At 56.8% G+C, this 24,681-nt stretch carries 20 protein-coding genes; 15 read left to right on the top strand and 5 right to left on the bottom strand.

Translation table 11 applies throughout. The annotated features are described in order from the left end of the window. Window positions 1–31 precede the first annotated feature (31 nt). The 4 genes from ACR0FE_RS17480 to ACR0FE_RS17465 form a co-directional block, all read right to left on the bottom strand. The gene (locus ACR0FE_RS17480) at window positions 32–1,051 is read right to left on the bottom strand and encodes a putative 2-aminoethylphosphonate ABC transporter substrate-binding protein (protein WP_170612111.1); all 1,020 of its coding nucleotides are present in this window, start codon (window positions 1,049–1,051) and stop codon (window positions 32–34) included. A 399-nt stretch (window positions 1,052–1,450) separates the two neighbouring features. Continuing rightward, window positions 1,451–2,290 (bottom strand): hypothetical protein, encoded by an 840-nt coding sequence (locus ACR0FE_RS17475; protein ID WP_480914263.1) that lies wholly within the window; start codon window positions 2,288–2,290, stop codon window positions 1,451–1,453. A gap of 267 nt (window positions 2,291–2,557) precedes the next feature. Then, window positions 2,558–5,020 (bottom strand): GcvT family protein, encoded by a 2,463-nt coding sequence (locus ACR0FE_RS17470; protein WP_480914261.1) that lies wholly within the window; start codon window positions 5,018–5,020, stop codon window positions 2,558–2,560. Between the two features lie 86 nt (window positions 5,021–5,106). Beyond that, window positions 5,107–5,862, bottom strand: a complete 756-nt coding sequence (locus ACR0FE_RS17465) for a DeoR/GlpR family DNA-binding transcription regulator (protein WP_170612105.1) — start codon at window positions 5,860–5,862, stop codon at window positions 5,107–5,109. Window positions 5,863–6,311: 449 nt separating this feature from the next. On the opposite strand from ACR0FE_RS17465, the gene ACR0FE_RS17460 reads away from it, so the two are divergent. After that, a complete protein-coding gene (locus ACR0FE_RS17460; RefSeq protein ID WP_480914259.1) occupies window positions 6,312–6,434 on the top strand; it encodes a hypothetical protein in 123 nt (40 codons plus the stop codon). Between the two features lie 336 nt (window positions 6,435–6,770). Here the strand turns inward: ACR0FE_RS17460 and ACR0FE_RS17455 are convergent, their stop codons facing one another. Then, the gene (locus ACR0FE_RS17455) at window positions 6,771–7,424 is read right to left on the bottom strand and encodes a GntR family transcriptional regulator (RefSeq protein ID WP_170353340.1); all 654 of its coding nucleotides are present in this window, start codon (window positions 7,422–7,424) and stop codon (window positions 6,771–6,773) included. 208 nt (window positions 7,425–7,632) lie between these two features. Here ACR0FE_RS17455 and ACR0FE_RS17450 point away from each other — a divergent pair, with 208 nt between their 5' ends. The 14 genes from ACR0FE_RS17450 (at window position 7,633) to ACR0FE_RS17385 (ending at window position 24,373) form a co-directional block, all read left to right on the top strand. Next, window positions 7,633–8,715, top strand: coding sequence for a Gfo/Idh/MocA family protein (locus tag ACR0FE_RS17450; RefSeq protein WP_480563115.1), 1,083 nt, complete (start codon window positions 7,633–7,635; stop codon window positions 8,713–8,715). A 101-nt stretch (window positions 8,716–8,816) separates the two neighbouring features. After that, window positions 8,817–9,827, top strand: a complete 1,011-nt coding sequence (gene dctP / locus ACR0FE_RS17445; protein WP_170773895.1) for a TRAP transporter substrate-binding protein DctP — start codon at window positions 8,817–8,819, stop codon at window positions 9,825–9,827. 30 nt (window positions 9,828–9,857) lie between these two features. Continuing rightward, window positions 9,858–10,433 carry a TRAP transporter small permease gene (locus tag ACR0FE_RS17440; RefSeq protein WP_480914257.1) on the top strand — a complete coding sequence of 192 codons (576 nt, stop codon included), beginning with the start codon at window positions 9,858–9,860 and terminating at the stop codon, window positions 10,431–10,433. Next, window positions 10,430–11,725 (top strand): TRAP transporter large permease, encoded by a 1,296-nt coding sequence (locus ACR0FE_RS17435; protein WP_170328647.1) that lies wholly within the window; start codon window positions 10,430–10,432, stop codon window positions 11,723–11,725. Before ACR0FE_RS17440 ends, ACR0FE_RS17435 begins: the two co-directional genes overlap by 4 nt. After that, entirely contained in the window at window positions 11,725–13,617 is a 1,893-nt protein-coding gene (locus tag ACR0FE_RS17430) for a bifunctional sugar phosphate isomerase/epimerase/4-hydroxyphenylpyruvate dioxygenase family protein (RefSeq protein ID WP_480914254.1), read from the top strand. The genes ACR0FE_RS17435 and ACR0FE_RS17430 overlap by 1 nt, the downstream gene beginning before the upstream one ends. After that, window positions 13,614–14,441: a citryl-CoA lyase gene (locus ACR0FE_RS17425; RefSeq protein ID WP_480914252.1), complete on the top strand. Its 828-nt coding sequence runs from the start codon at window positions 13,614–13,616 to the stop codon at window positions 14,439–14,441. Before ACR0FE_RS17430 ends, ACR0FE_RS17425 begins: the two co-directional genes overlap by 4 nt. After that, window positions 14,428–15,618, top strand: coding sequence for a Gfo/Idh/MocA family protein (locus ACR0FE_RS17420; RefSeq protein WP_480914249.1), 1,191 nt, complete (start codon window positions 14,428–14,430; stop codon window positions 15,616–15,618). Before ACR0FE_RS17425 ends, ACR0FE_RS17420 begins: the two co-directional genes overlap by 14 nt. After that, complete coding sequence (locus ACR0FE_RS17415) at window positions 15,608–16,282, top strand: hypothetical protein (protein ID WP_170353334.1); 675 nt, start codon at window positions 15,608–15,610, stop codon at window positions 16,280–16,282. Before ACR0FE_RS17420 ends, ACR0FE_RS17415 begins: the two co-directional genes overlap by 11 nt. Next, complete coding sequence (locus ACR0FE_RS17410; RefSeq protein ID WP_170353333.1) at window positions 16,275–17,465, top strand: Gfo/Idh/MocA family protein; 1,191 nt, start codon at window positions 16,275–16,277, stop codon at window positions 17,463–17,465. Before ACR0FE_RS17415 ends, ACR0FE_RS17410 begins: the two co-directional genes overlap by 8 nt. A 154-nt stretch (window positions 17,466–17,619) precedes the next feature. Further along, the gene (locus tag ACR0FE_RS17405) at window positions 17,620–18,534 is read left to right on the top strand and encodes a sugar phosphate isomerase/epimerase family protein (RefSeq protein WP_170353936.1); all 915 of its coding nucleotides are present in this window, start codon (window positions 17,620–17,622) and stop codon (window positions 18,532–18,534) included. Further along, entirely contained in the window at window positions 18,515–19,924 is a 1,410-nt protein-coding gene (locus tag ACR0FE_RS17400) for an aldehyde dehydrogenase family protein (RefSeq protein ID WP_480914246.1), read from the top strand. The genes ACR0FE_RS17405 and ACR0FE_RS17400 overlap by 20 nt, the downstream gene beginning before the upstream one ends. Beyond that, window positions 19,924–21,705, top strand: coding sequence for a thiamine pyrophosphate-binding protein (locus ACR0FE_RS17395; RefSeq protein ID WP_480914243.1), 1,782 nt, complete (start codon window positions 19,924–19,926; stop codon window positions 21,703–21,705). The genes ACR0FE_RS17400 and ACR0FE_RS17395 overlap by 1 nt, the downstream gene beginning before the upstream one ends. A gap of 148 nt (window positions 21,706–21,853) precedes the next feature. Then, window positions 21,854–22,153 carry a hypothetical protein gene (locus tag ACR0FE_RS17390; protein WP_480914241.1) on the top strand — a complete coding sequence of 100 codons (300 nt, stop codon included), beginning with the start codon at window positions 21,854–21,856 and terminating at the stop codon, window positions 22,151–22,153. Window positions 22,154–22,468: 315 nt separating this feature from the next. After that, window positions 22,469–24,373 (top strand): DUF3604 domain-containing protein, encoded by a 1,905-nt coding sequence (locus tag ACR0FE_RS17385; RefSeq protein WP_480914238.1) that lies wholly within the window; start codon window positions 22,469–22,471, stop codon window positions 24,371–24,373. The last annotated feature ends 308 nt before the right edge of the window (window positions 24,374–24,681 follow it).

Here is a 24,681-nt window from a genome sequence, read left to right as displayed (position 1 = left end):
AGAGGCAAAAGCACCTCTCCTGCTATCGTTTTTATTTCGCTTCCGACTTTCCGTCATAGCGAGACTGCCATTCCTTCAGGATTGCCGCACGATTATTCGCGGCAAACTCAAAATCATTGTCAATCATGGCATCCAGAAGACCCTCTGGGAAGTGCTCAACCGGTTTTGCGATGCCGGGGTAGGCCACAACCGCATAGCCGGTGTTGTACATTTCGTTGGCTTCCTTGGTGACTGTGAAATCAACCAGTTTCTGAGCGGCTTCCAGATTTGCCGTTCCGGCGACAATTGCGGTGGCTTCCATGTCCCAGCCTACGCCTTCGGACGGGACGATAATCTCAAGCGGTGCGCCATCCGCCTTGGACTTGGCACCGCGGAAGGCAAACGAGATACCGATCGGGATTTCGCCCGCTGCCGCCAGCTTGCAGGGTTTGGACCCTGAATGCGTATAGCGCGCAATATTTTCGTGCAGCGCGTCCATGTACTCCCAGCCGCCTTCTTCACCGAACATTTGCAGCCAGCTTGAAACGTCAAGGAACCCGGTGCCTGACGAGTTCGGGTTCGGCATGATAACCTGATCCTTGTACATCGGGTCAGTGAGGTCTTTCCACGAGGTGGGTGGCTTCAGCCCGGCCTTTTCGGCCTCGACCGTGTTGTAGCAGACGGATGCAACCCAGGCATCCATGCCAACCCATGCGGGTGGATTGTCGCCATCGACAAACTTGGGATCCAGGTTCTCGACGCCGGCGGGCGCGTAGGGTTCCAGCATGCCTTCCGATTTGAGAAGTAGCAGCGACGTAGCCGCCAGCCCCCATACGACGTCTGCCTGGGGGTTGTCCCGCTCTGCCAGCAGTTTGGCGGTGATGATCCCGGTCGAGTCGCGAACCCAGTTGATCTTGATGTCAGGATTGCTTTGGTTGAACGTCTCGGCATAGCGGGCCAGATCTTCCGCCTCGACGGCGGTGTACACTGTCAATTCTGTTTCCGATGCCGCAACCGTCGCGGTCATTGCGCTGACGGCCAGAGCGGCAAGAAATGATGTCGTGTGTTTCATTGTTATCCTCTGTTGGTGATTTCTTGACGGGTTCGCCATTCTTGCGCGGCGTTCTATTCAGATTTGTATCAACAGTTTGACAGATAAAAACTTCAAGAAAAATCGATTATATCTTCAACATCATAAGTGCACCCTATGGAAAAGCAGCTGTGGATTGCCGACGGTTGCGATCAATTCCGGCAACGGAGCGGCAGGGCCTAACCGTTTGAAGCCGCTTATTTTGCATACTTTTGGTGCCGTCCAGTATTGTCGCCCCCGTCGCGGGCCAGAGCCTGAACACAGGCGGGATCGGTATTGTTCCTGCGGCGGTCCGACATCCAGCCGGATCTATGATGAAGATCAGTACTTCTTTCATGCGTGTTTCCGGGTTCTGCGTCCGAAATCTGCCCTCAGATTTCGTTATCTCGCCATTGCCAAAACCAAGATGCCAAGCGCCACGATTGTCGCCGCAAGAAGCCTGTTGGATTTGGGCCCTTCGCCAAACCACATGACGCCAATAATCGACGCAAAGATCACGGAACTTTCTCTGAGTGCTGACACCACACCCAAAGGCGCAATCGTCTTGGCATACAGCACCAGTCCGTAGGCCAGTCCGGAAATGACGCCGCCCGCCAGACTTGCCCAGACAAAGCGTCTGGGCAGTGCCACAAGGCGCTGCCATCGGGTCGTGAAGATGAACCCAGCAACAATAATTTCGGCGACGAACAAGGCCGCGATGTATCCCAATGCGTTCTCGGACAGCCGAATGCCGATACCATCCACAATCGAATAGGACGCAATCATCAGGCCCGTGCCAAGTGCTGCCGCTATGGCGATCCAGTTCGTTTGTCTGCCCAACCCAGCAAGTGACAGGCACCCGATACCTGCCGAGATGCAGAGTATGCCGATCCATGCGACCGTCGAAAGAAGCTCTCCGGCAAACAAAATTGCGCCCATCGCGACCAGAACAGGCGTGATCCCGCGAGAGATGGGGTAAACCATCGACAGGTCGCCATGTCTATATGCGGTGTTCAGAAACCAGTAATACCCCCAGTGGATTAGGGTCGAGCCAACGATAAAGGGAAAAGCTGCCCAAACTGGTAACCCGAAGAACGGCAACGCAAACAGCGCAGGGATTGCGTGGCCGAGTGATACCAGCCCCAAAACGATTGCTTTGTCGGGCGCCCCTTTGACAACCGCATTCCAGAGCGCATGCAAAAAGGCAGCGGTCAAAACGATAAGAAGCGCCGAGGTTGTCATTGCGAGCCGAAGGAATGGTTTGGTTTGTTGGCGTGCATCAGAACTCCGACCTCAATGCGCTGATACGCGCGCGCGTTTGGTTTGCCGGCGCAAGTGCGTGGCACGCGACCGACAGAACCGAACCGGAGGTCTGTTCGTCAAGGACAAGCTGGTCCAATGGCAAACTATCGCAACGCAGAAAACCGAATTTGGAGGTTTGGTTCGCTTCGGACCCGATAACCGAACGGTGTTTCATCCAGGTCCATTTCAGCAGGTTGTCATCCAAGATTAGCCGTCCACCTTCGGCCGCTCGCTTTTGGTATCGTACGGGGCTCGCATATAGGCTGTTGCCGACAACCGGGTTCCGGCAAGGTCGATTTCAAAGGTCCCGTCGCGGATGAAATCGGCCGTTACCGGCCGGGGCGCGTCCAGCTGGCAAAGTGCAACGGACGCGCACAGCGTATGGCCATAAGCGGCCGAGCGGACCTCGCCGATTTCGACGCCGTCATACAACACGGCCTCACCACCCCACAGTTGTGCCGAGCCATCATCAAGCACCAGTTGCACGATGCGTGTTTTCAGGTGATCGGGGTCCTCTTTTGCCGCCAGCAGAGCGTCTTTCCCGATAAAGCCGCCGGGCTTTTCGAAATCGACCGCAAAACTCAACCCTGCCTGCAACGGTGTGATATCGGGCGTCAACTCTCGGCTCCAGGCGCGGAAACCCTTTTCCAGGCGCAGCCCTTCCAGCGCGTAGTATCCCGCATCGCGGACGCCAAACTCGGCCCCGGCGCGCATCAGATCCTCGTATACGCCAACGGTGAATTCGACCGGCACCACCAGTTCCCAGCCCAGTTCACCCACATAGGTCATGCGGTTGGCCAGAACCGTGGCATAGCCCAGATCGATTTCCTGATGGGTGGCAAACGGGAAGGCCGCGTTGGACAGGTCGGCCTTGGTCAGTTTCTTCAGAACCGCGCGGGCTTTCGGCCCCATGACCGCCAGAACCGACCAGGCGGCCGTGACATCGGTCAGGAACACGTGGGCATCCGCGTCGAAATTCTTGCGAATCCAGTCCGCATCATGCACCGCCTGGGCCGAGCCGGTGATCAGAAGGAACTCCTGCTCTTTCAGGCGCAGCACTGTCAGGTCGGATTCGTACCCGCCGCGTTCGTTCAGCAGACCTGTGTAGACCGTGCATCCCACCGGGACGTCGACATTTGCCGCGCAAATGCGGTTCAACTGTGCACAGGCATCCCGGCCCTGAACCAACAGCTTCGCGAACGAGCTTTGATCGAAGATCGACACGCCCTCGCGGGTGTTCTTGTGCTCGGCCGCAACTGCGTCATGCCAGTTCTGGCGACCAAAACTGTATTGAATCTCGGGTGCTTCGCCTGCTGGAGCAATGAAATTCACCCGCTCCCAGCCCATCTTTGATCCGAATACAGCATTTTTAGCCGCTAGGCGGTCGTAAAGGGCCGAGCGGCGGAACGGACGCGCGGTGTCCAGCTCGCGATTGGGCCAGGGCATGGCATAGTGAAGCCCCAGCGTTTCCTTGACCCGATCGTGCAGCCACGTCTGGTTGTTGTTGAAGTTTGCGAACCGCCGGATATCGACAGCAAACAAGTCCGAAGTCGGAGCCCCCTCAATAATCCATTCAGCCAAAGCATGCCCCGCCCCACCGGCGCTGGCAATTCCCATCGAGTTGAACCCGGCCCCCACAAAGAAGTTCTTCAGTTCGGGTGCCTCGCCCAGAAGGTAGTTGTTGTCGGGGGTGAAGCTTTCAGGCCCGTTATAGAATTTGCGCACGCCGGCGTCTGCCATCTGCGGAACCCGGATCAGCGCGTTTTCCAGCAGGATTTCAAACTGGTCCCAGTCATCGGGCAGAAGCTGGAAGAAGAACTTGTCGGGGATGCCGTCCATTGCCCATGGCTTGGCTTCGGGTTCGAACCCGCCCATCACCAGACCGCCGGTTTCCTCTTTGAAATAGATATAGCCGTCCGGGTCGCGCAGCACCGGCAGGCCAGGCTTCACGCCTTCGATCTGTTCGGTCACGATGTACATATGCTCGGCCGAATGCAGCGGTACGTTGACGCCGCACATTTTGCCCAGTTGGCGCGCCCACTGACCGCCGCAGTTCACCACAATCTCGGCTTCGATGGTACCATGGTCGGTCACGACACCACTGACTGCTCCGTCTTTGGTCAGAAAATCGGTCACCTTGATGCCTTCTATGACTTTGGCGCCGCCCACGCGCGCGCCCTTGGCCAGCGACTGTGTCAGATCGGTCGGGTTGGCCTTGCCGTCGCCGGGCATCCACAGCCCACCCTTGACGTCATCCACCTGCATCACAGGCCATTTATCCTGCGCCTCCTGCGGGGTGATGACCTGTACCTCGACCCCCTGCGCGCGGGCTGCGGCCGCCGTGCGCAGCAGCATTGTCATGCGGTCCTCCGTGCGTGCCACGGTAACGGAACCGCATTCCATCCAACCCGTGGCCAGCCCGGTCTCGGCCTCAAGTTGAGAATACAGCTCGGTCGAATAGCGGATCAAATTGGTCATGGCAGGCTGGCTGCGCAACTGACCGACCAGACCCGCCGCGTGCCAGGTGGTGCCGCAGCTCAGCTGTCCCTGTTCCAACAGCACCACATCACGATGCCCCATCTTCGTCAGGTGATACGCGACCGAGCAGCCAACAATACCACCTCCCACAATGACAGTTTGCGCGCTGTGCGGAAGTTGGGTGCTGGCCATTGCCTTGCTCCGTGCAGAAGGAATCGGGTCAGCACTCACCTTATCGATGTTTTGCAAAACTTTGCAAATATTTTCTTTTATTTGCGTTATACCCGCACAATATCCATTGGGTGGGTTTCCAGCGCTTCGGAAATGTCCTTGGGCAGTTCACCGTCAACAACAAGGGTCACGTCAAAGGGCAAAGCTTTCATGGCGATCTGCCCAACCACCCCGAACTTGCTGCTGTCCGCCAAAAGGAAAGGGTGCTGTGCCCGTTCCATCATCATGTGGCGCAAGTTGGCGCCTTCCAGCGAGAAATAGGTGAGCAAGGCCCGCGCGCTGATCCCGCCAACCCCGACCAGTGCGTATTCCGCGTTATATCTGGAAAGGTGTTCCAGCGTATCCAGACTCATTGTTGCATTCTCGGAAAAATCCAGCCGTCCGCCCAGCAATGTGATCTCCGCCGCTGCAGGTGTCAGAACCGAGGCAATTGTTAAGTCATTTGTGTATATCGTTAATTCACGGCGGGTGGCCGCTAAAGCCTGAGCTGCGGCAAGCGTCGTCGACCCATTGTCAATGATCACGCTGGCCCCGTCCGGGATCGCGCTGGCGACATAGGCACCAATACGCTCCTTGCCCGCACGGTTGGTTTGGGTGCGGTCAGTCATAGGAGGTTCATGCCTGTGCACTCTGGTTGCCCCGCCACGCACCTGGTTGAGCTTGTTTTCCTGGGCCAACTGCTCGATATCCTTGCGCACGGTTTCCCGTGATACGCCAAGCCGTTCAGTCAGAGAACGAATAGAAACCGCAGGCTGGCGCGAAACTTCTTCGAGAATGATTGCATGACGTTCGGATGGCAGCACGAGAGACCCTCAATGATCGCATGGGGCTACAGAATGCCAAATTTCGCAAAAAAATCCAGCCGGGAGTTGCAAAAGCGACTGCGCGATTTGTTAAAGGGCTTCGGGGCGCGGCGTTCGTGGATCCCGGATAGCTCTCTGCTGTTCATCGAAACGTGTCGCGATAAGCCAAACGTTCTTTCGCTGTCAAAGCAGTGCCCAGCCAGCCGCGCGGCCGCAAGAGCGGACGGTCCCCGCCAATACGTTTCGTGCGCAATTGGGCGGTCTGACTTTCCTCAATTCAGGGAAAGCGTGCTGTTCAGGTGTTTCAAATACCCGAAATCAATGCGCTCGCTGCTCCAACAAATCCAGCGCCGGCCACGACGCTTGCGAGTACAATACAAAAAACTTCTAATGCGCTGAGTTTCATTTTTCTGCCCTGCCCAAATGCCCCGCTCGACTTAAAGCATCTCATGAGTTTCAAAAAGAGGGCCGTGATTGACGTGGCGGAATGCTGCTACAAGCGCGGCGTGTTTTCGCTCAGCAGTGAGTTTTGGTCGTTCAGATCGGATACCGCGCGGGTGTCAGAAGCTTGATTTCTAGGTGGCGCGCGCGGCACGGCCGTGCGCCCGAGTTGACCGATTCCGGCGTAGTTTTGTGACGCAATTTGCCCCCTGGAATCATGGTCCGGAGCGACGGGCTGGCTCAACCTTGATTCAAGTGATTGATTTTAATGGTAGCGGAGGTCCGTCTTGGACACAAACCCCACACATTAACACTCTGTAAAATATGGGTGCCGTGACCTTCAAGGGGTAAGCCGAATGGTCAATTGTCGTAGCGGTGCCCTGACTGGCGAATTCGATCAAAAGAAATTGGCCTTCACCGGGGTGCTCTGCGTTGAAGGCTGTCGCTATTGCGGCAAGGGGAACGTCTTACATAGCCTCCAAGGTATGCTGGAGGCCATTTCGAATGTGATCTTCCAACAGCCTCTTCGCCGTGTCGGCGTCTCTGGCCAGCGCGGCATCGAACATGCCCTTGTGCTCCTTGACCGCCTCTTCGCCGCGATAAGTCAGCACAAGCATCTGATACCGCAAGTACTTGTCGTAGATGATGGAGTGCAGAGACAGAAGGTTTTTGGAGTTGCAGGCCGCGATCATCGCTTGGTGAAACTCCCAATCATATCGTTTCCAGGTTTCTTTCTCCGACTCGTCGCCCTTGAGAAGCTGCTGTTCCATCAGGTGCAGTTTGTGGTGTGCGGCAACGAGGTTGCCTTCCCAATCCGTGTCGCCATTCGCAATGGACAATTCCAACGCGTGGCATTCCAACAGGACCCGTAGCTCTGAAATCTCGGTCAGGTCTTCTCGTGAAACTGGTGTGACCAGGAAACCCCGTTGCTCGGGAGCTTCGACAAATCCGTCGCTGGCGAGCCTGTTCAGCGTTTCACGAAGTGTCGAAAGGCTTGCCGAGTAGCGTTCCTTCAAGGCGTCCAGCTTCAGTTTGGAGCCGGGTTGCAGCTCCCCGAAGATGATATCCCGCTTGATGCGCTGATAGGTGCTTGCACCTATCGTAGACGGCTGTTTCGCCATGCGTTTCACCCGATATTATCAGTTTCCTCGTTCACTTAGCATTTTTCGGAGACATCAACAATCCAAACTGATATATGGTAAAAATAAAAATATCATACATTATTGCGGAATCGCGAAAACCCCAATACGGTCGTGGCCAAGTTGGGCAAAGCAGCTCGATCGCTATCATCGGTTTCGGGATTTTCCGGACCCTCCGGAAGGAAGCAAAGTGTCTAAGAACTTTCGCATTGCCATTGTCGGCATTGGTCTTGTTGGGCGCCGCCATGCGGACGCTATCCGAGCGTTGCGCCATGTTGATCTTGTAGCGGTGGTCGACCCCAGTGACGGAGGTCGTGCCTACGCCGTTGAGCACGGGGTCGCGTGTTACGAGACGTTGGAGGAAATGTTTGCAAACCAGACGCCGGACGGAGCTGTGCTTGCGACGCCCACTACGCTTCATGTTGATCAAGGCCTAACCTGTGTTCGACATGGCTGTCCCGTTCTTGTCGAAAAACCGATCGCCGTAGAAGCCACCGCTGCACTTGAGCTTGTTCAAGCAGCGGAGAAGGCCAATGTGCCTCTGATGGTCGGACATCATCGTCGGCACAATCCTCTGATCCGGTCGGCTAAGGAAGCCATTGTCGATGGGAAGATTGGAGATGTGCGCGCTGTCCATGCGAATTGCTGGTTCTATAAGCCTGACGAGTATTTTGATGCTGCGCCCTGGAGAAAGAAACCCGGTGCAGGGCCCATCTCGGTCAATCTTGTCCACGATGTGGATCTGCTGCGGTACCTGGCCGGAGAAGTCATGACCGTACAGGCTCAGTCGGCTGCATCGCAGCGGGGATACGACAACGAAGATGTTGCCGGTGCTCTGTTGACGTTCGAAAGCGGGGCGATAGGGACGATAAGTGTGTCCGACAGCATCGTAGCTCCATGGAGCTGGGAGATGACGTCTCAGGAATATCCAATCTATCCTTCAACCACTGAGAGTAGCTACATGATAGGTGGATCTCATGGTTCGTTGTCCGTTCCTGATCTTCGATTGTGGAGTTACCAGAGTGAGCAAAGGGACTGGTGGACGCCTATCTCATCAACCGCGCTGAAGAAGGGTGCGTCTGATCCTCTGGTCAATCAGCTTAGGCATTTTGTTGAAGTAGCTTTGCACAAAGCAGAGCCGATTGTGTCTGGATGGGAAGGTTTCAGAACGCTTCAAGTTATTGAAGCTATTCAGAATTCCTGCAGAACAGGTGAGACGGTCAGGATCAAAAACCTACAAAAAACACCAAAGGTAGATATGACGGCTGCATAAAAATATCAGATATTTTATAAAAAATCTTGCAAAACGTCAAAAATAGGTCAAAACTCTGAATCGCAAAAAAGAAGCATCATGATGTCTCAGGGAGGAGCAAAGTGATTACCAAACTTACCCGCCGGGCTGCTGTATCAGCCCTGGTTGCAACCGGTGTTCTGTTTAGCGCAACAAGTGGTGTGCTGGCGGAAGACAAAGTGCAACTTCGCCTCGCAACATCAGGATCGGAGACCGACCAGCGCTCGGTCGCTATGGCCGAGGTTTTCGCGCCTATGGTCGCTGATTTCGCAAGCTATGAGCCCAGCTATAATGGCACGATCTTCGCCCAAGGCACCGAGCTGGACGCCATCAGCCGGGGCAACCTGGAAATGTCGATCACCTCGGCGCAGGAACTGGCACAGTTCTTCCCCGAGTTTTCGATCTTTACCGCCGGCTATGTCCATCAGGACGCCGCGCATCAGGTTGCCGTCTTCAACGATCCCTTGATGGACGCGTTCAAACAAAAGGCCGAAGAGGAGCTGGGCGTCAAACTGCTGTCGGTCATGTATCTGGGCCGTCGCCAGGTGAACCTGCGCCAGCCCAAGGATGAATTGACGGTCACGACGCCAGCAGATTTGGAAGGTGTGAACCTGCGGATGCCGGGCACGGATGCGTGGCAGTTCCTTGGCAAAGCGCTGGGTGCCGCCCCGACACCAATGGCCTTCTCCGAAGTCTATACCGCGCTGTCGACCGGTGCCGTTGACGGTCAGGATAACCCATTGCCGACTGTGGTTGATGCCAAATTCTACGAAGTGACCAATCAGATCATCCTGACATCGCATCTGGTCGACCTGAACTATATCGCCATCGGCAAAGAGGTTTGGGACGGGCTGACACCGGAACAGCAAGCCAAGGTTCAGGAAGCTGCGGATGCAGCGGCTGAATCCGGTCGCCAGAAGCAGCTTCAGAAAGAAGAGGACCTTGTCAGCTTCCTCAAGGAGCAGGGCATGGAGGTCTACGAGCCCGACCTCGCGGCGTTCCGTGATCAGGTGCAGTCGATGTATCTCGAAAGCGAATTTGCCGGATCATGGCCGGACGGTGTTCTCGAGCAGATCAACGCTCTGGGCAACTAAGCCCATCTACACAAGGGAGGGAGAACCACAATGAAAGGCTTCACAAAGGGGTTCTCCCGACTGACCGAAGCGATTGCCGGCGGGATGCTGGCGGCAATCTTCCTAATCTTCCTTCTGCAAATTCTCTTGCGGTATTTCTTTACCCCCGCCGGTTGGACGCTTGAACTGATCGGCATCCTCTGGGTCTGGGTGATCTTTTTTAGCTGCTCGTTCATCGTGCGCGAGAGAGATCACGTGAAGTTCGACATCATCTACCTTTCGGTGCCGATGCGCGTTCGTCAGGTCTTTGCGATGCTGGCGGCCGCGGCGATTGTGGTCGGGATGCTCTACAGTTTCCTGCCGACGTGGGACTACATCGACTGGATGAAAATCCGCAAAACCTCGACTGTGCGCAATCCGTTCTCGGGTGAGAAGATACCACTGCGCACCGTGTTCTCAATCTATGCGGTGTTCATGCTGGTCGTAGCTGCGCGGTATGGGTGGTTGTTCTTTGACATCCTGCGAAATGGCCCACCAAAAACCGAGCTGGAACTGGTCGTTGGGTACAACGTGGTTGACGATCATCCCCGTGTCGACGGTGAAGACGACGAGGAAGCAGGCAAATGAGCTTTGAACTTCTTTCCTGCCTGCTCGCGCTCTTTCTTCTGGCAGGCATCGGGACACCTATCGGCTATTCCATCCTTTTGGCCTCATTGGTTTATCTGGGCACGGCCGGATTGGACGTCGCACTCGCGGGCGAGAAAATCCTGCAAGGCTTCTACAAAAGCACGATCCTGCTTGCCGTGCCTTTGTTCATCGTCGCCGCCAATATCATGAACGCGGGGTCGATCACCGACCGCTTGCTGAACTTCTGCGTAGCCGCTGTCGGTCGTTTCAAGGGCGGCCTCGGGCACGTCAACGTGGTAGCGTCCCTGATCTTTTCCGGTATGTCCGGCTCGGCTGTCGCGGATGCCGCGGGGATCGGCAAAATCATCATTGAGATGATGACCAAGGATGGCCGCTACAGCCGAGGTTATGCTGCTGCTATTACCGCGGCGTCGGCGACGATTGGCCCGATCATTCCGCCCTCGATCCCAATGGTTTTGTACGCGCTCGTTTCCAAGGCCTCCATCGGATCTCTGTTCTTAGCCGGTATTCTGCCGGGCCTGATCATGGGCGTCGTCCTCATGGCAATGAACTATTACCTGGCCGGAAAGCGGAACTTTGCATTGGAAGAACCTGTTCCTCTGCGCGAATTGCCGGCTAAAACCGCCAACGCGTTTCCGGCACTGCTGATGCCTGCAATCCTGCTGTACGGTATATATGGCGGCGTCACCACTCCGACCGAAGCCGCCGCAGTTGCTGCATTCTACGCTCTGCTACTGGCAGCGTTGTTCTACCGCGCGCTGACCTTCCGTGGCCTTTATCAAGTGTTCGTCGACAGCGCGCGCTCCTCCGCCGCCGTCGGGGTGGTCATTGGTGGCGCGTTCATTCTGAACTTCATCGTCATTCAGGAACAGATTCCACAGTCGATCTCGGCACTGCTGGAGGGTTCGGATGTTAGCCCGATTGTATTCCTGATCCTCGTAAACCTGCTGATCCTCGCGCTGGGATGCGTGTTAGACGCAACAACGATCATCCTGGTGATCGTGCCCCTGTTCATTCCAACCTGCGAAGCGCTCGGGATTGATCTGGTGCATTTCGGAGTGCTGGTCGTCGTGAACTCAATGATCGGTTTGATCACGCCGCCCTATGGCATTCTACTCTTTGTGATCAACGCCGTGACGGACATTCCGCTGCGCGAAATCATCTCCGAAATCTGGGCCTTCCTCGCGGTTCTCATCTTCGCCTTGGTGATAATGATGCTGATGCCGGATCTGGTCCTGTGGTTGCCGCGTATGTTTGGATATCAGGGATAATGTGCCTGTCGGTTTCGACAACGTCGATCCCCGGTGATCTGGCTGAAAAGCTGAGTGCTATCGCTGACGCGGGATTCGGGGGTGTCGAATTACACGAACCGGATTTGACCGCTTTTGACGGACCGCCATCGCAAGTCCGCAAGATTGCATCGGACCTCTGCCTGAAGATATGCCTGTTACAACCCTTCCATAATCTTGAAGGCCAGCCCGAAGCCGGACGTGAGCGCGCCTTTGATCGACTGAAGCGCAAACTCGACCTGATGAGCGAGCTGGGAACGGAATTGCTGCTTATCGGGTCTGCCTTCGAGGTCGATGTCGCTGCGACCGAAGAACAGGTAATCGCAGATCTTGGCGAGGCGGCCCAAATCGCTAAAGAAATGGGGATGCGTCTGGCCTATATGGGCTTGCCATGGTCGGATCTTATTCACTCGGATGAACAGGCGTTAGGCGTCGTTGATGCTGTCGACAGCCCTAATCTGGGGTTGGCTTTGAATTCCTTCTTCTCGCTTGCCGACGGATCCAAACCAGCCCGCCTTCGGGACATTCCCGGAGAGCGGCTGTTCCATGTGCAACTGTCCGATGCACCCCGGCTTGAGATGGATATACGTCGGCTCAAGCGGCACTTTGGGCTTCTGCCGGGGCTTGGGTCGCTGAACCTTGCGGGCTTCGTTCGCGTGTTGTCTCGCGCCGGATACAAAGGGCCTTGGTCGGTTGCACGCGTCAACGAAGCAGCTCCTCAACCCGGTGGCCGAACACTGGCCCGAGACAGCTACAGGTCGCTGGTGAACCTCCTGGATGAGGTATCCCGGACCGAGCCGGGAACCGATTTCGGCATCCCGGACCTGCCGGAACGCGTCTATGCGTCAGGCTTCGAATTTGTCGAATTTACAGCCGACGAAACAAGCGGCGCGCAGCTGGCAGATATGTTGTCAGCAATGTGTTTTCGAATGGAGCGAAAACACGTATCCAAGTCCGTCGAGCTGTGGCGGCAGGGCGCGATAAACATCGTTGTGAATACCGAAAAGGAAGGATTTGCCCATTCGGCGTTCCTGGGTCACGGCCCCTCCGTTTGTGACATGGGGTTGCGTGTCAAAGATGCGGATCAGACGGTTCAGCGGGCGACCGCGTTGGGCGCGCCGAATTTCTCACAACCGGTGGGAACAGGGGAACTGGATATCCCGGCCATTCGGGGCGTTGGTGGCAACGTCGTTCATTTCATCGATGAGAAATCCGATCTCCATCGGGTATGGGACATTGAGTTCGAGCCGGTTGCGAAAACCAAAGCCACCCAACCTGCCGGTCTGCGTCGTATCGACCATCTGGCCCAGACGATGCGTCACGATGAGATGCAAAGCTGGCTACTCTACTACATTTCGACTTTCGAGATGGCAAAATCCCCTATCGTGAACGTCGCCGACCCGTCTGGTGTCGTGCAAAGCCAGGCTATCGAAAGTCCCGAAGGCGAAGTGCGCTTAAACCTGAATGGGGCAGTTGGGCGTCGAACACTGGCGGCGTCATTCCTTGAAGATGGCTTTGGGGCTGGTGTTCAGCACATTGCCTTCCAGTCGGATGATATTTTTGAAACTTCAGCCCAGTTGCTCAAGTCTGGCTTTCCCAGCCTGTCCATCCCGGAGAACTACTACGCTGATCTGCAAGCGACATTCGGATTGGATGATGATTTGGTCGCCCAATTGCGCAGGGGGAGTATTCTCTACGATCGGGCGGCGGGTGCTGAGTATTTTCAGATATACAGCCGCCCCATCTTTAACGGCTTCTTCTTCGAAATTGTTGAACGCCATATGGGCTATGCCGGTTATGGCGCGCGCAATGCACCCATTCGCCTCGCCGCGCAAAGCAAAACCCAGCCGGTGAAAGAGGTGCAGACGCAATGACCGCGCAGACGACAGACGATGAGCGCGCCGTTCGCCAATGGTGGCGTACCTCCATCATCGACATGAAACCTGGACAGATCTCTTTTCGTGGCAACGCCATAGAGGACCTGATCGGAAACGTATCTTTCCCGCAGATGATCTGGCTTATGGTGCGGGGCGATCTACCCAGCGACGCGCAAGCGCGCCTGTTCGAAGCCGCTTTGGTCGCAGGCGTGGATCACGGCCCACAGGCTCCCTCAATCGCGGCTGCGCGTATGGCCGCCACCTGCGGGGTAGGTCTCAATAACGCGATGGCGACTGCGGTGAACATGCTGGGCGACGTGCACGGCGGGGCAGGAGAGCAGTGTGCAGAGCTGTACTATGATATCGCAGCTCGCATGGATTTCGGAGCATCGTTGAATGACGCAGTGAAGGACGGTCTGGACAGCTGGCGCGAGACCTATGGCAAGATCGTCTCGGGCTTTGGTCACAGGTTTCACAAACCTGTCGATCCACGCGCACCCCGATTGATGCAACTTGTTCGAGATGCGGCGGCAGAAGGCACAGTTTCTGGCCGGTTTGCCGATATCGGAGAAGAGGTTCAAGCCGAACTCGGTCGTCAACGAGGCGGTCGGCCAATTGCCATGAATATTGACGGCGCGACAGCTGTGATCTTCTGCGAACTTGGCTTTCCTGCGCCCTTGTCGCGAGGGCTGTTCTGCCTGTCCCGCTCGGTCGGAATACTCGCCCACGCTTGGGAACAGATGAACCAGGGTGGCCGCAACAAAGGGCCGATTCCCCCTAATTACTTACCCCTCTACGAAGACAGGAATGATGAAACGTGAGACATCGAAATCCTTCCGGGTCGGCCTTATCGGCTGTGGTCGTATCAGCGATATTTATCTAAAAACACTATCCAAATTCTCAAACGTTGAGGTCGTGGCTTGCGCAAGCCTTGACCCTTCGGAAAGCCGCACCAAGGCAGATCAATACGGTATCGCCAAGGCCTGTGCGCCAGATGGGGTGTTTGACGATCCGACGATTGACTGCGTTCTGAATCTGACAATTCCGGCGGCGCATGCCGAAATCAGCCTGCGTGCGTTGGAGGCGGGCAAGCACGTCTATTCCGAGAAGCCGCTGGTTATGGATCGAACGGATGGTAAGACGATTCTGCACATGGCCTCTGAAAAGGGGCTACTGGTCGGTTGCGCACCCGACACATTTCTGGGCGGTCGTTGGCAAACCGTTGGGCGCTTGATCGATGAGGGTGCCATTGGCAAACCGACAGGGGTTTTTGCCCATGTCGGTACCCACGGGACGGAACGCCACCATCCCAACCCGGATTTCTACTACCAGGCCGGTGGCGGGCCCTTGCTGGACCTTGGGCCATATTACCTGACCGCCATGGTTTGCTGCCTTGGTCCGGTTGACCGGGTCGCCGGAATGGCTCGGCGCACGTTCGACAAAAGGATGATCGAAAACGGCCCTCGCAACGGTGAATGGATGGATGTCGAGGTCGACACGCATTCCCTAAGCCTGCTGCAGTTCTCTTCCGGGGCTATAGGGTCGATGACCATGAGCTTTGACGTCTGGGATAGCGAAACGCCGCGGTTCGAGATCTACGGTGAAAAAGGCACCATCAGCATCCCAGACCCTGACCCGGTACATGGTGCCAACATCTTTCAGGGGGATGTCTGGCTGAAAACGCGGGAGACCTCGCGCTGGTCTCATCAGCCGCGCCCATCCGGTCGCGAAGGCTGGCAGGTGGTCGTCAACAAACACGGGTTCAATGAGGACAGCCGTGGTCTCGGCCTTTTGGATCTGGCTCTGGCGGCGCAAGAAGGACGCCAACCCCGTGCAAGTGGAGCGCTCGCCTACCACGTTTTCGAGGTCATGGACGCGATCGAACGGGCACCAAAATTTGGCGCCTATCAGACGATAGAAAGCCGTTGCGCGGCTCCGGAGCCTTTGCCGGTCGATTTCCTTAACGATGAGAGGAAGGAATTGGTTCATGCCGATTGAGACACTCGACTTTGCTCAGCCATTCTTTCGCGTCCAGCACATAACTGACGAGCGCAGAATTTCTATCGAGGGTCGCGCCATCGTCCTTAACCTTGGGGGGCGAAATCTCTCTGTCGAGGATCAGACCATTGCACCGCTTTCCTCTGTGATCGTGCAAGACAGCACGCTTAGCGGCGTGGAACGTGCAGTCATTGTCCACGATTTCGACGCCCATGCCGATGACAACGAGTTGTTCGCATGGGTGAAAGATACATGGCCATCTGCTTTTGATGTTCGCCAAGAGGAGCGTTTACGCGGTGTCAGCCACTACATGTCGCCAAAGGTCTTTGTGGGTAACGTTGGGCTGACCATGTACCATTCCGGCTCGGTGCCGCTGAATGTCGGATTGCACAAGGATCATCCGTTCTGCCCGGTACCGGGGTTTCGCGAAGTGCATACACAAATCGTAGGCTTTGGGAAAATGCAGCAATGCCGTGAGCGGGATGTTGAATCCCTTTACCTCGAAGAATTCATGGCCCCCGGCACGACGCACAAACCGATGTATGACGCCGAAGGCAACTATCCCTGGCATCAGTACGAGACGATTACCCCCAGCATTTTCATGGCGGTGGAAATGCTGCCGGAAGGCGTACGGGTCCCGGAAATGGAGATTCAGAATGGCTGAGAGACTTTTTTCCGAAGACCTGAACTTTGACGGACCTTTCCCCCGATTGTCTCGCCGTTTGCGGCTGGGTGTTGTTGGCGGCGGACGTATCTCTGTCACGCAGGCAACGGCCGCGCGGATGACCGACCGGTGGGAGGTCGTCGCAGGGGCGCTCAGTTCTGACGCCATGCGAAGCAAGGCGCGCGGGGCCGAGTGGTTCCTGCCGGCCGACCGGTGCTATGCGTCCTTCGACGAGATGGCAAAGGCCGAGGCGGCACGCCCGGATGGCGTAGATGCCGTCATGATCACCACCCCGAACCACGTTCATTTCGAAGCGGCCAAAGCCTTTCTGGAGGCGGGCATTGACGTGCTGTGCGATAAGCCCCTGACCAACGAAGTCGCGGAGGCCGAAGGGATTGAGGAGATTACCGCGCGCACGGGACACATCTTTGCTGTCGGCTATGCGATGTCATGTTTTCCAGTAATCCGTCAGGCCAAACAAATCGTGGCGGAAGGCGGCATCGGTAAAATCAACCAAATCCACGTCGAGTTCATGCAAGACTGGATGACGCCCGATGATGTGGCTGATGCGCCCCACGTCAAATGGCGGCTGGACCCAAAGATTTCTGGTCCGACCAGCTGTGTCGGCGATATCGGCACCCATGCCGCGCATCTCGCCAGTTTTGTCTCGGGCCTGCCCTTGACCGACCTACGGGCTGAGTTTCATGTCTGCGGCGCGCCAAAGCCTTTGGAAGACACAGCATTCATGTTCACCCGCTATCAAAACGAGGTTCCGGGAACCCTGATGGCGACACGCCTTGCCCCCGGGAATCGGGGAGGGTTGCGGTTGCGCATATTCGGGAACGAAGGAGGTCTCGAGTGGGACCTGGAGAATTCGGAACAGCTGAAGTTCAATCGGTTCGGTGAGCCGGATCGTATCATCAGCCGAGGTCACGGGCATGGCATCGGCCCCGGCGCAGAACGTCTAATCCGGACCGCGCGCGGCTTCCCAGAAGGGATTATCGAAGCCTGGGCCAACCTCTATACGGAATTTGCCATGGCCGTAGCCGCGCGTCGGGATGGCGTTACCGTTCCGGATGATTGGCTTACTTATCCCAGTGTCGAACAAGGTGCAGATGGCGTCCGGTTTATTGAAGCCTCCGTGCGCTCTCACCAGTCCGGAGGTGACTGGGTCACTCTCTAAGGCGCTGCCAACAAGAATGAAAAACACGCCCGGGCAGTTGCCCGGGCGCTTTCATTTCCTGCTCAGTATTTAAAGTTGATATTTTAAAAAATATCAGATATTTTTTATTACGTGTGATGAATTTGAGATTCGCAGACACGTGGAGCTGCCGTTCATGGTGAAACCCGAAGAGGCTGGCGCAAGCCCCTCTCTCTATTCCTTGGCGCATCTGACGCTGATTGGCTGTACGCCGCCCGAGTTGGTCTATATCGCAGCGCGGGCCGGTTACGATGCCGTCAGCCCCCGCTTCATTCCGATGCATGTGCCCGGGGAATTCACTCAATCTCCAATCGACAAGGCACAGGTGCATGCCACCAAAACTGCTCTCTCTACCACTGGCTTGAAAGTCCTCGATGTCGAACTTGCGCGCATCACAGAAGATGTCGATCCGCGCAGTTTTGAGCCTTCTCTTGAGATCGGTGGGGAATTGGGTGCCAAGCGCATGATCATGAGCGCGTGGACCAATACCCGCGATGATCGTGACTTCCTGATCGACGTCTATTCGGAAACCTGCGAACTGGCGGCACCCTACGGGCTAACAGTGGACCTGGAGTTCCCAAGCTTTTCCCGCCTTCGTACTCTGGATGAGGCGCTTGACATTGTCCGCGCCTCCGATCAGCCGAATGGCGGTATTCTGGTTGATACGCTTTATCTGCATCTCAGCCGCGTGGATTTGGGAGAGTTGCTACACGTCCCCTCGGACCTGTTTCACTTCCTGCATATCTCTGATTGCCTGCCCGGCATCGCCGATACGCGTGAGGGCATGATCCAACTGGCCCGCGATGCGCGGCTATATCCCGGTGAGGGATGGATCGATTTCACCGGCATCATCGAACGGATGCCGCCCGTCGACTATTCCATCGAACTGCCCAACCAAAGCCGCGTTGCCGAGTTGGGATATGAAGAACACGCGCGTCGCTGTCTCAGCCACGCCAAGCGAACATTTGGCGAGGCGCGGTCACAGCGTCGTATGCCCGATGCTACAATTCCAAAACACCAAGAGGATCATCATGGGCAAAGAGCTCACTGAAAACGACCGCAACATGGCGGCAGATATGCTGGCACGCGCCCGCGCTGCCATGGCCGAGATCGAGGATTGGGATCAGGACAGGCTGGACCGCCTGTCTCAGGCCATCGCGTGGTATGCAGGTAATGAGAAAACCTTCACGCGTCTGGCTCAACAAGGCGTGGATGAGAGCGGTATCGGAGATCGCGAAGGCCGCCCAGCGAAGCGCTTCAAGATTCACATGGTGCTGCGAGATGTCTTGCGCACACCCTCGACCGGCATCGTCGAGGTTGATGAGGAAAAAGGTCTGGTGAAATATGCCAAACCTGCTGGCGTCATCGCATCCCTGATCCCAATGACTAACCCAGCGATGACACCACCGGTGACCGGCGTTTCCGCCGCCAACGCCCGGAATGCCGTCATTTTCAGCCCGCACCCGCGAACCGCTCATACGACCTTCGAAATGGTCGAGGTTATGCGTGCAGCTTGTCGTGCTGCCGGTGCCCCCGAGGACTTGTTTCAATCCATTCGCAAACCCTCGATCCCATTGACGCAACATCTGATGGAGATCTGCGACTTGACTTTGGCGACGGGCGGCAAACCCATGGTCAAAGCGGCGTACAGTTCAGGGCGTCCAGCCTATGGTGTCGGCGCAGGCAATTCATCCATTGTCATTGATGAGACTGCCGATCTGGATGTCGCTGCGCAGAATACCCGTATTTCAAAGACCTCCGACTTTGGGTCGGGCTGCTCGGCCGACGGCAACATCATCATCCAGCGCTCAGTTTACGACGATATGGTCAAGGCGCTTCAAGCCGAGGGAGGCTACCTGTGTTCGGATGAAGAGAAGGCCATGCTCGAAGCGGCCATGTGGGATGAAAAGGGAAACCGTACGTTTCCGACCATTGCCTGTCCGCCGCAGCAAACGGCCAAGGTCGCCGGTTTTAGCATCCCCGAAGATCGCAAGTTTCTGATGGTTGAAAATCAGGGGCAAATCGGGCCGCAGCACAAGTTCTCCAAGGAAAAACTGACCACGCTGATGGCGCTTTATCACTTCGAAACGTTCGATGATGCGCTGGAAACGGTCAGCCAGATCTACAACACCGGGGGCAAGGGCCATTCCTGCGGCATCTACAGCCACAATGACGATCACATCGACCGGTTGGCGCGTCTGGCTCCGGTCAGCCGTATGATGGTGCGACAGCCTCAATCCAAGGCCAATGCGGGTGCCTGGACAAATGGCATGCCTATGACCAGCAGCCTGGGCTGCGGCATCTGGGGCGGCAACATCACCAACGAAAACGTCACCATGAAACACATGATGAACTACACCTGGGTCAGTCGTCCGATCCCTGAGGATCGCCCCTCGGAGCCGGACCTGTTCGGTGAGTTCTACGGACAGGAGGTCGCGTGATGGACGGAGCGAAACTGGACGGCAAAACCGTTGCCGAACATATCGTTGACTTTCTCGAACGCCGTGAGGTCAAGCACGTTTTCGGCCTGTGCGGGCACACGAACATTGCGGTTCTGGCTGCGCTGGCGGAAAGTCCCATCGATTTCGTCACAGTAAGACACGAACAAATCGCCAGCCACGCGGCGGATGCATATGCCCGCGTGACGGGCAAGGCCTCGGTGGTGCTGTCCCATCTCTCCCCGGGGCTGACCAATTGCGCCACCGGGGTCGCCAACGCCGCACTGGACTGTATCCCGATGGTCGTGATCGCGGGTGACATTCCCACGCATTACTACGGTAAACACCCGCATCAGGAGGTGAACCTGCACGCGGACGCAGCCCAATGGGAGATATATCGACCTTTCGTAAAACGCGCCTGGCGGGTCGACCGCGCAGATTTAATGGCCGAGATTCTTGAAAAGGCGTTCCATCTGGCTGAAAGCGGCCAGCCCGGGCCGGTACTGGTCAATGTCCCCATGGACATCTTTTCAGAGGTGATCCCCTCGGACAGTTTCGACCGTATTCGCGACAACACGCGCGCGCTCAAGAAACCGTCGATTGACGACGAGACAGCGCGAGAGATTGTCGAAGCGTTGGCTAAAGCCGAAAACCCAGTCGCTTATGTCGGAGGTGGTATTCTTCTGGCACAGGCCAGCGAGGAGTTGCGAGAATTTGTTGAACATATGGGGTTGCCAGTCGCGCATTCCCTGATGGGTAAAGGCGCGTTGCGGGACGACCACCCGCTTGTGCTGGGAATGACCGGGTTTTGGGGCACCGAATTGGTCAACCAGTCCTGCTTGAATGCGGACTACATCTTTGCCGTGGGAACACGGTTCAAAGAGGCTGATTGTTCAAGTTGGTACCCTGGCTACACGTTCAACATTCCCGGATCGAAGGTCATTCATATCGACATTGAGCCGCAGGAGATCGGTCGGAACTATCCCACCGAGATCGGTGTCGTTGCTGAAGCCAAGGCCGCATTGCGCGTCCTCAACCGGGTCGCCCGCGAGATGTATCCGGACGGCTTCAAGCGCCCCGCGCTGGAGCATAAGATCGCAGACTTCCGGACAGACTTTAAAGCGCGCAACGCGGAAATGGCGACCTCATCGGCCTTTCCAATGATGCCCGAGCGTATTCTGGCAGATACCCGCAAGGCACTGCCCGAGGATGCCATCATCACCACGGACGTTGGGTGGAACAAGAACGGTGTCGGGCAACAGTTCGACATTTTGACGCCGGGTTCAATCCTGACCCCGGGCGGGTTCGCGACGATGGGATTCGGCCCTCCGGGCGCGATCGGCGCGAAACTGGCGGCACCTGATCGTGTGGTGATCAGCCTTGTTGGCGATGGTGGTTTCGGCCAAAACCCGTCGATGCTGGCAACGGCCGTCGAACTCGATCTGGGCATTATCTGGCTGGTCATGAACAACAATGCCTTCGGAACAATAGCAGGTCTGCAAAAGGCGCATTACGGTCTGACCTATGGAACCACGTTCCCCGGATCAGCCGCCGCACCCGCAAACGGACCGGGCTATGCCGACATAGCGCGAGCCTACGGCGCGGAAGGGCACAGACTCAGCGCTGCTGACGAGTTGTTGCCTGCATTGGAAGCGGCAATCGCCAGCGGCAAACCAACCGTGCTGGATGTGCCAATGATCAACAACCCGACACCAACGACCGGTCATTGGAACATCCTGGACATTTATTCGCCGGACAAGGATGTTTCTCACGTCGCGACCTGACGATACTGAGCGCGGTAAGCCGCGCCAGTTTTTTTCTTTCAATAGGCCCAAGTCAACCAACCCTTCTGAGAGCGTGCAGTGGCTCAAGAAGATCTAACTGGGTTTACAGCCCTAACAGCTCTCGATCTGAGTCGCGTGAGATACGTTCGTGCAGAAGCTTGAGCAATCGAAGGCGCTCGAATTCAATCCAGCGACAGCATCCAGGTATGTCACTGCACTGGATGAAATGATCTCTTCCATGCAGGCACATGACGGCAATCCGAACCCAAAAGCGCGTGACGCGGTGCGCGGCTTGATTTCGGAGATCGTTGTGTCTCCAACCGAGAAAGACGGCGTGCCAGTCGAGGTGAAGGGCCGCCTTAGCGCCTTGGTATCAAATCGTTCCAAAAAGCTGGGGGGTTTGGTGGTAGCGGAGGAGGGACTTGAACCCCCGACACGCGGATTATGATTCAGTCCGGCTTGCCCCACACCACGCCACAAGCTGCCCCAGCCAACCACATTAACTATTTGGCTTTGTTAGGATTAAGGTGTGCAGGCCGCCACATCGGACCACACGCCGCCACATTCAACCACAGAGGTATGTGTCACCCATACGCTACCCAGTCCCGAAAGCGGACGTTCATGCATACCGCAGCGAATGACCGCTTCGAGCCCAAAACGGACGTTCATCCTCGCCTAGAAAATGGGGGCTGATCCAGATCAAGTCAGCGTATCGAGCATGGGCTATTATCATCCCACGTTGTTGACTGACGGGAGGAAGGTCATGAAGCCATTTTTTATGGGCGTGAGTTTGAGTGCGTTATTGACGGGCGCGGCATTGGCGCAAGACTACTCTGGCGAACTCGCGATAAACCCCGAAGATGTCCGACTTGGTCAGCGCGGCTATTCGCCCTTTGTCGACCAGTCCTTTCCGAACCGGGTGTTCTGGGGTGATACCCACCTGCACACCTCCTACTCGACTGACGCCGGGATGATTGGCAATGTGCTCGATCCCGACGAGGCTTTCCGGTTCGCGCGCGGAGAGAAGGTGCGCGCGTCGCTTGGCGAATTCGCGCAACTTGTGCGTCCGCTCGATTTTCTGGTCGTCGCCGACCACGCCGAAAACCTTGGCCTTGCGCCCATGATCGAAGAGTCGAATCCACAGCTCTTGTCCAATTCCTGGGGGCGCGAGATCCACGATCTCGTGCGCGGCGGCGACCCACTTGGCGCGTTCGTCAAGTGGGGCGAGGCCATGGCCATCAACACCGATCCTATTGACGACGATGAGCTGACGCGCACGTTCTGGAACCGGATTGTAGAAAGCGCGGAGCGCAATTATGAGCCCGGTGTCTTCACCACTCTGCATGGGTTTGAATGGACCTCAGCCCGCGATCTGAACAACCTGCACAGGATCGTCATGTTCCGGGACAACGCAGACCGTGTCGAGGATCTCGTACCATTCTCGAACTTCGACAGCTCCGATCCGGAGGACCTTTGGGACTGGATGGAAGCTTATGAAACCCGGACCAGCGGCAAGGTCATGGCTTTCGCCCATAACGGCAACCTGTCGAACGGCACGATGTTCGATGATGTCCGGCAGAACGGGGAGGCAATCGATCAGGCCTATGCTGAGCGGCGGATGCGGTGGGAGCCGCTTTATGAGGTCACCCAGATTAAGGGCGACGGGGAAACCCACCCTATGCTGTCCCCGAATGACGAGTTTGCGGACTATTACCGATGGGATCGCGGGAATTTTGGCAGCGAGCTCAAGACACCGGACATGTTGCCGCGCGAATACGCTCGCGAGGCGCTTGCACGCGGTCTGAAATACGAAGGGGAGATCGGCGCGAACCCCTACAAGTTCGGGATGATCGGCTCGACCGACAGCCATACGTCACTGGCAACTGCCCGAGACGACAACTTCTTTGGCAAGGCGAGCCTCGCAGAACCCGGCGGCGGCGACCACCGCTACGACGAGTTCATCATTCAGCCTGATTTTTTGGGTGAAGACGTCGCGATCCGCACTTACGAGACCCTTGCCGCCGGTCTCGCCGCCGCATGGGCGCGGGAGAACACCCGCGAGGCGATCTGGGACGCCTTCAAGCGCAAGGAGGTCTATGCCACGACCGGCCCGCGCATGACGGTCCGCGTGTTTGCCGGGTGGGATTTTGACCCCGACGAAGTGCACCGCCCCGACTTCGCCGCCGAGGGCTATGCAAGGGGCGTGCCGATGGGTGCTGATCTCTTCGCTGGTCCCGAGGGCGCTGCGCCGAGCTTCATGGTTCGTGCGCTCCGCGATCCGGATGGTGCGAACCTTGACCGAATTCAGATCGTCAAGGGTTGGGTCGATGCAAACGGCGACCCGCAGACCAAGGTCTTCGATGCCGCATGGGCCGGCGATCGGACGCCGGATGCGGACGGAAAACTACCCCCGGTCGGCAGCACCGTGAGCGGCGCCGATTATACCAACACGATCGGGACAGCGGGTTTGGGCGCACATTGGGTGGACCCGGAGTTCGACCCGGCGCAGAGGGCTTATTACTACATCCGCGTGCTCGAAATCCCGACGCCGACGTGGCTGGCCTATGACGAGGCGTTCTACGGCAACCTCGACCTTCGGGACGATGCCGTGATGGTCCATCAGGAGCGCGCCTATACATCGCCCATCTGGTACACGCCTGAAAACTAACTCGGAAGCTGGCAGCAATGTCAGCTACGTCCGCGGAGCAGAAGTTCGATGTGAGCCGAGTGAATGTCCGCTTTGTTAAGCTAAGCAAGATCAAAACTCAAAATTTAGAAATCCCTGCCGACGCCTACGGACAACCTCACAGAGAGACTTGGCTGGACTTTTTGGGCACTTAGGCGCGGCATGACCGCCTTCAACCGTCTTGCCTATGCCAGCATTTCGGATCTGAATGACTAAGCTTGTTGACTGCGATAAGGCGCAAACAGCGGTATAGGTGGCATATATTCTGGTCCGAAAGATGTTAGTGAGGA

The sequence above is a fragment of the Ruegeria sp. K7 genome, from assembly GCF_056531785.1.
Note: the sequence above shows the minus strand (reverse complement) of the source record. Positions and strands in the feature narration are given on the sequence as shown.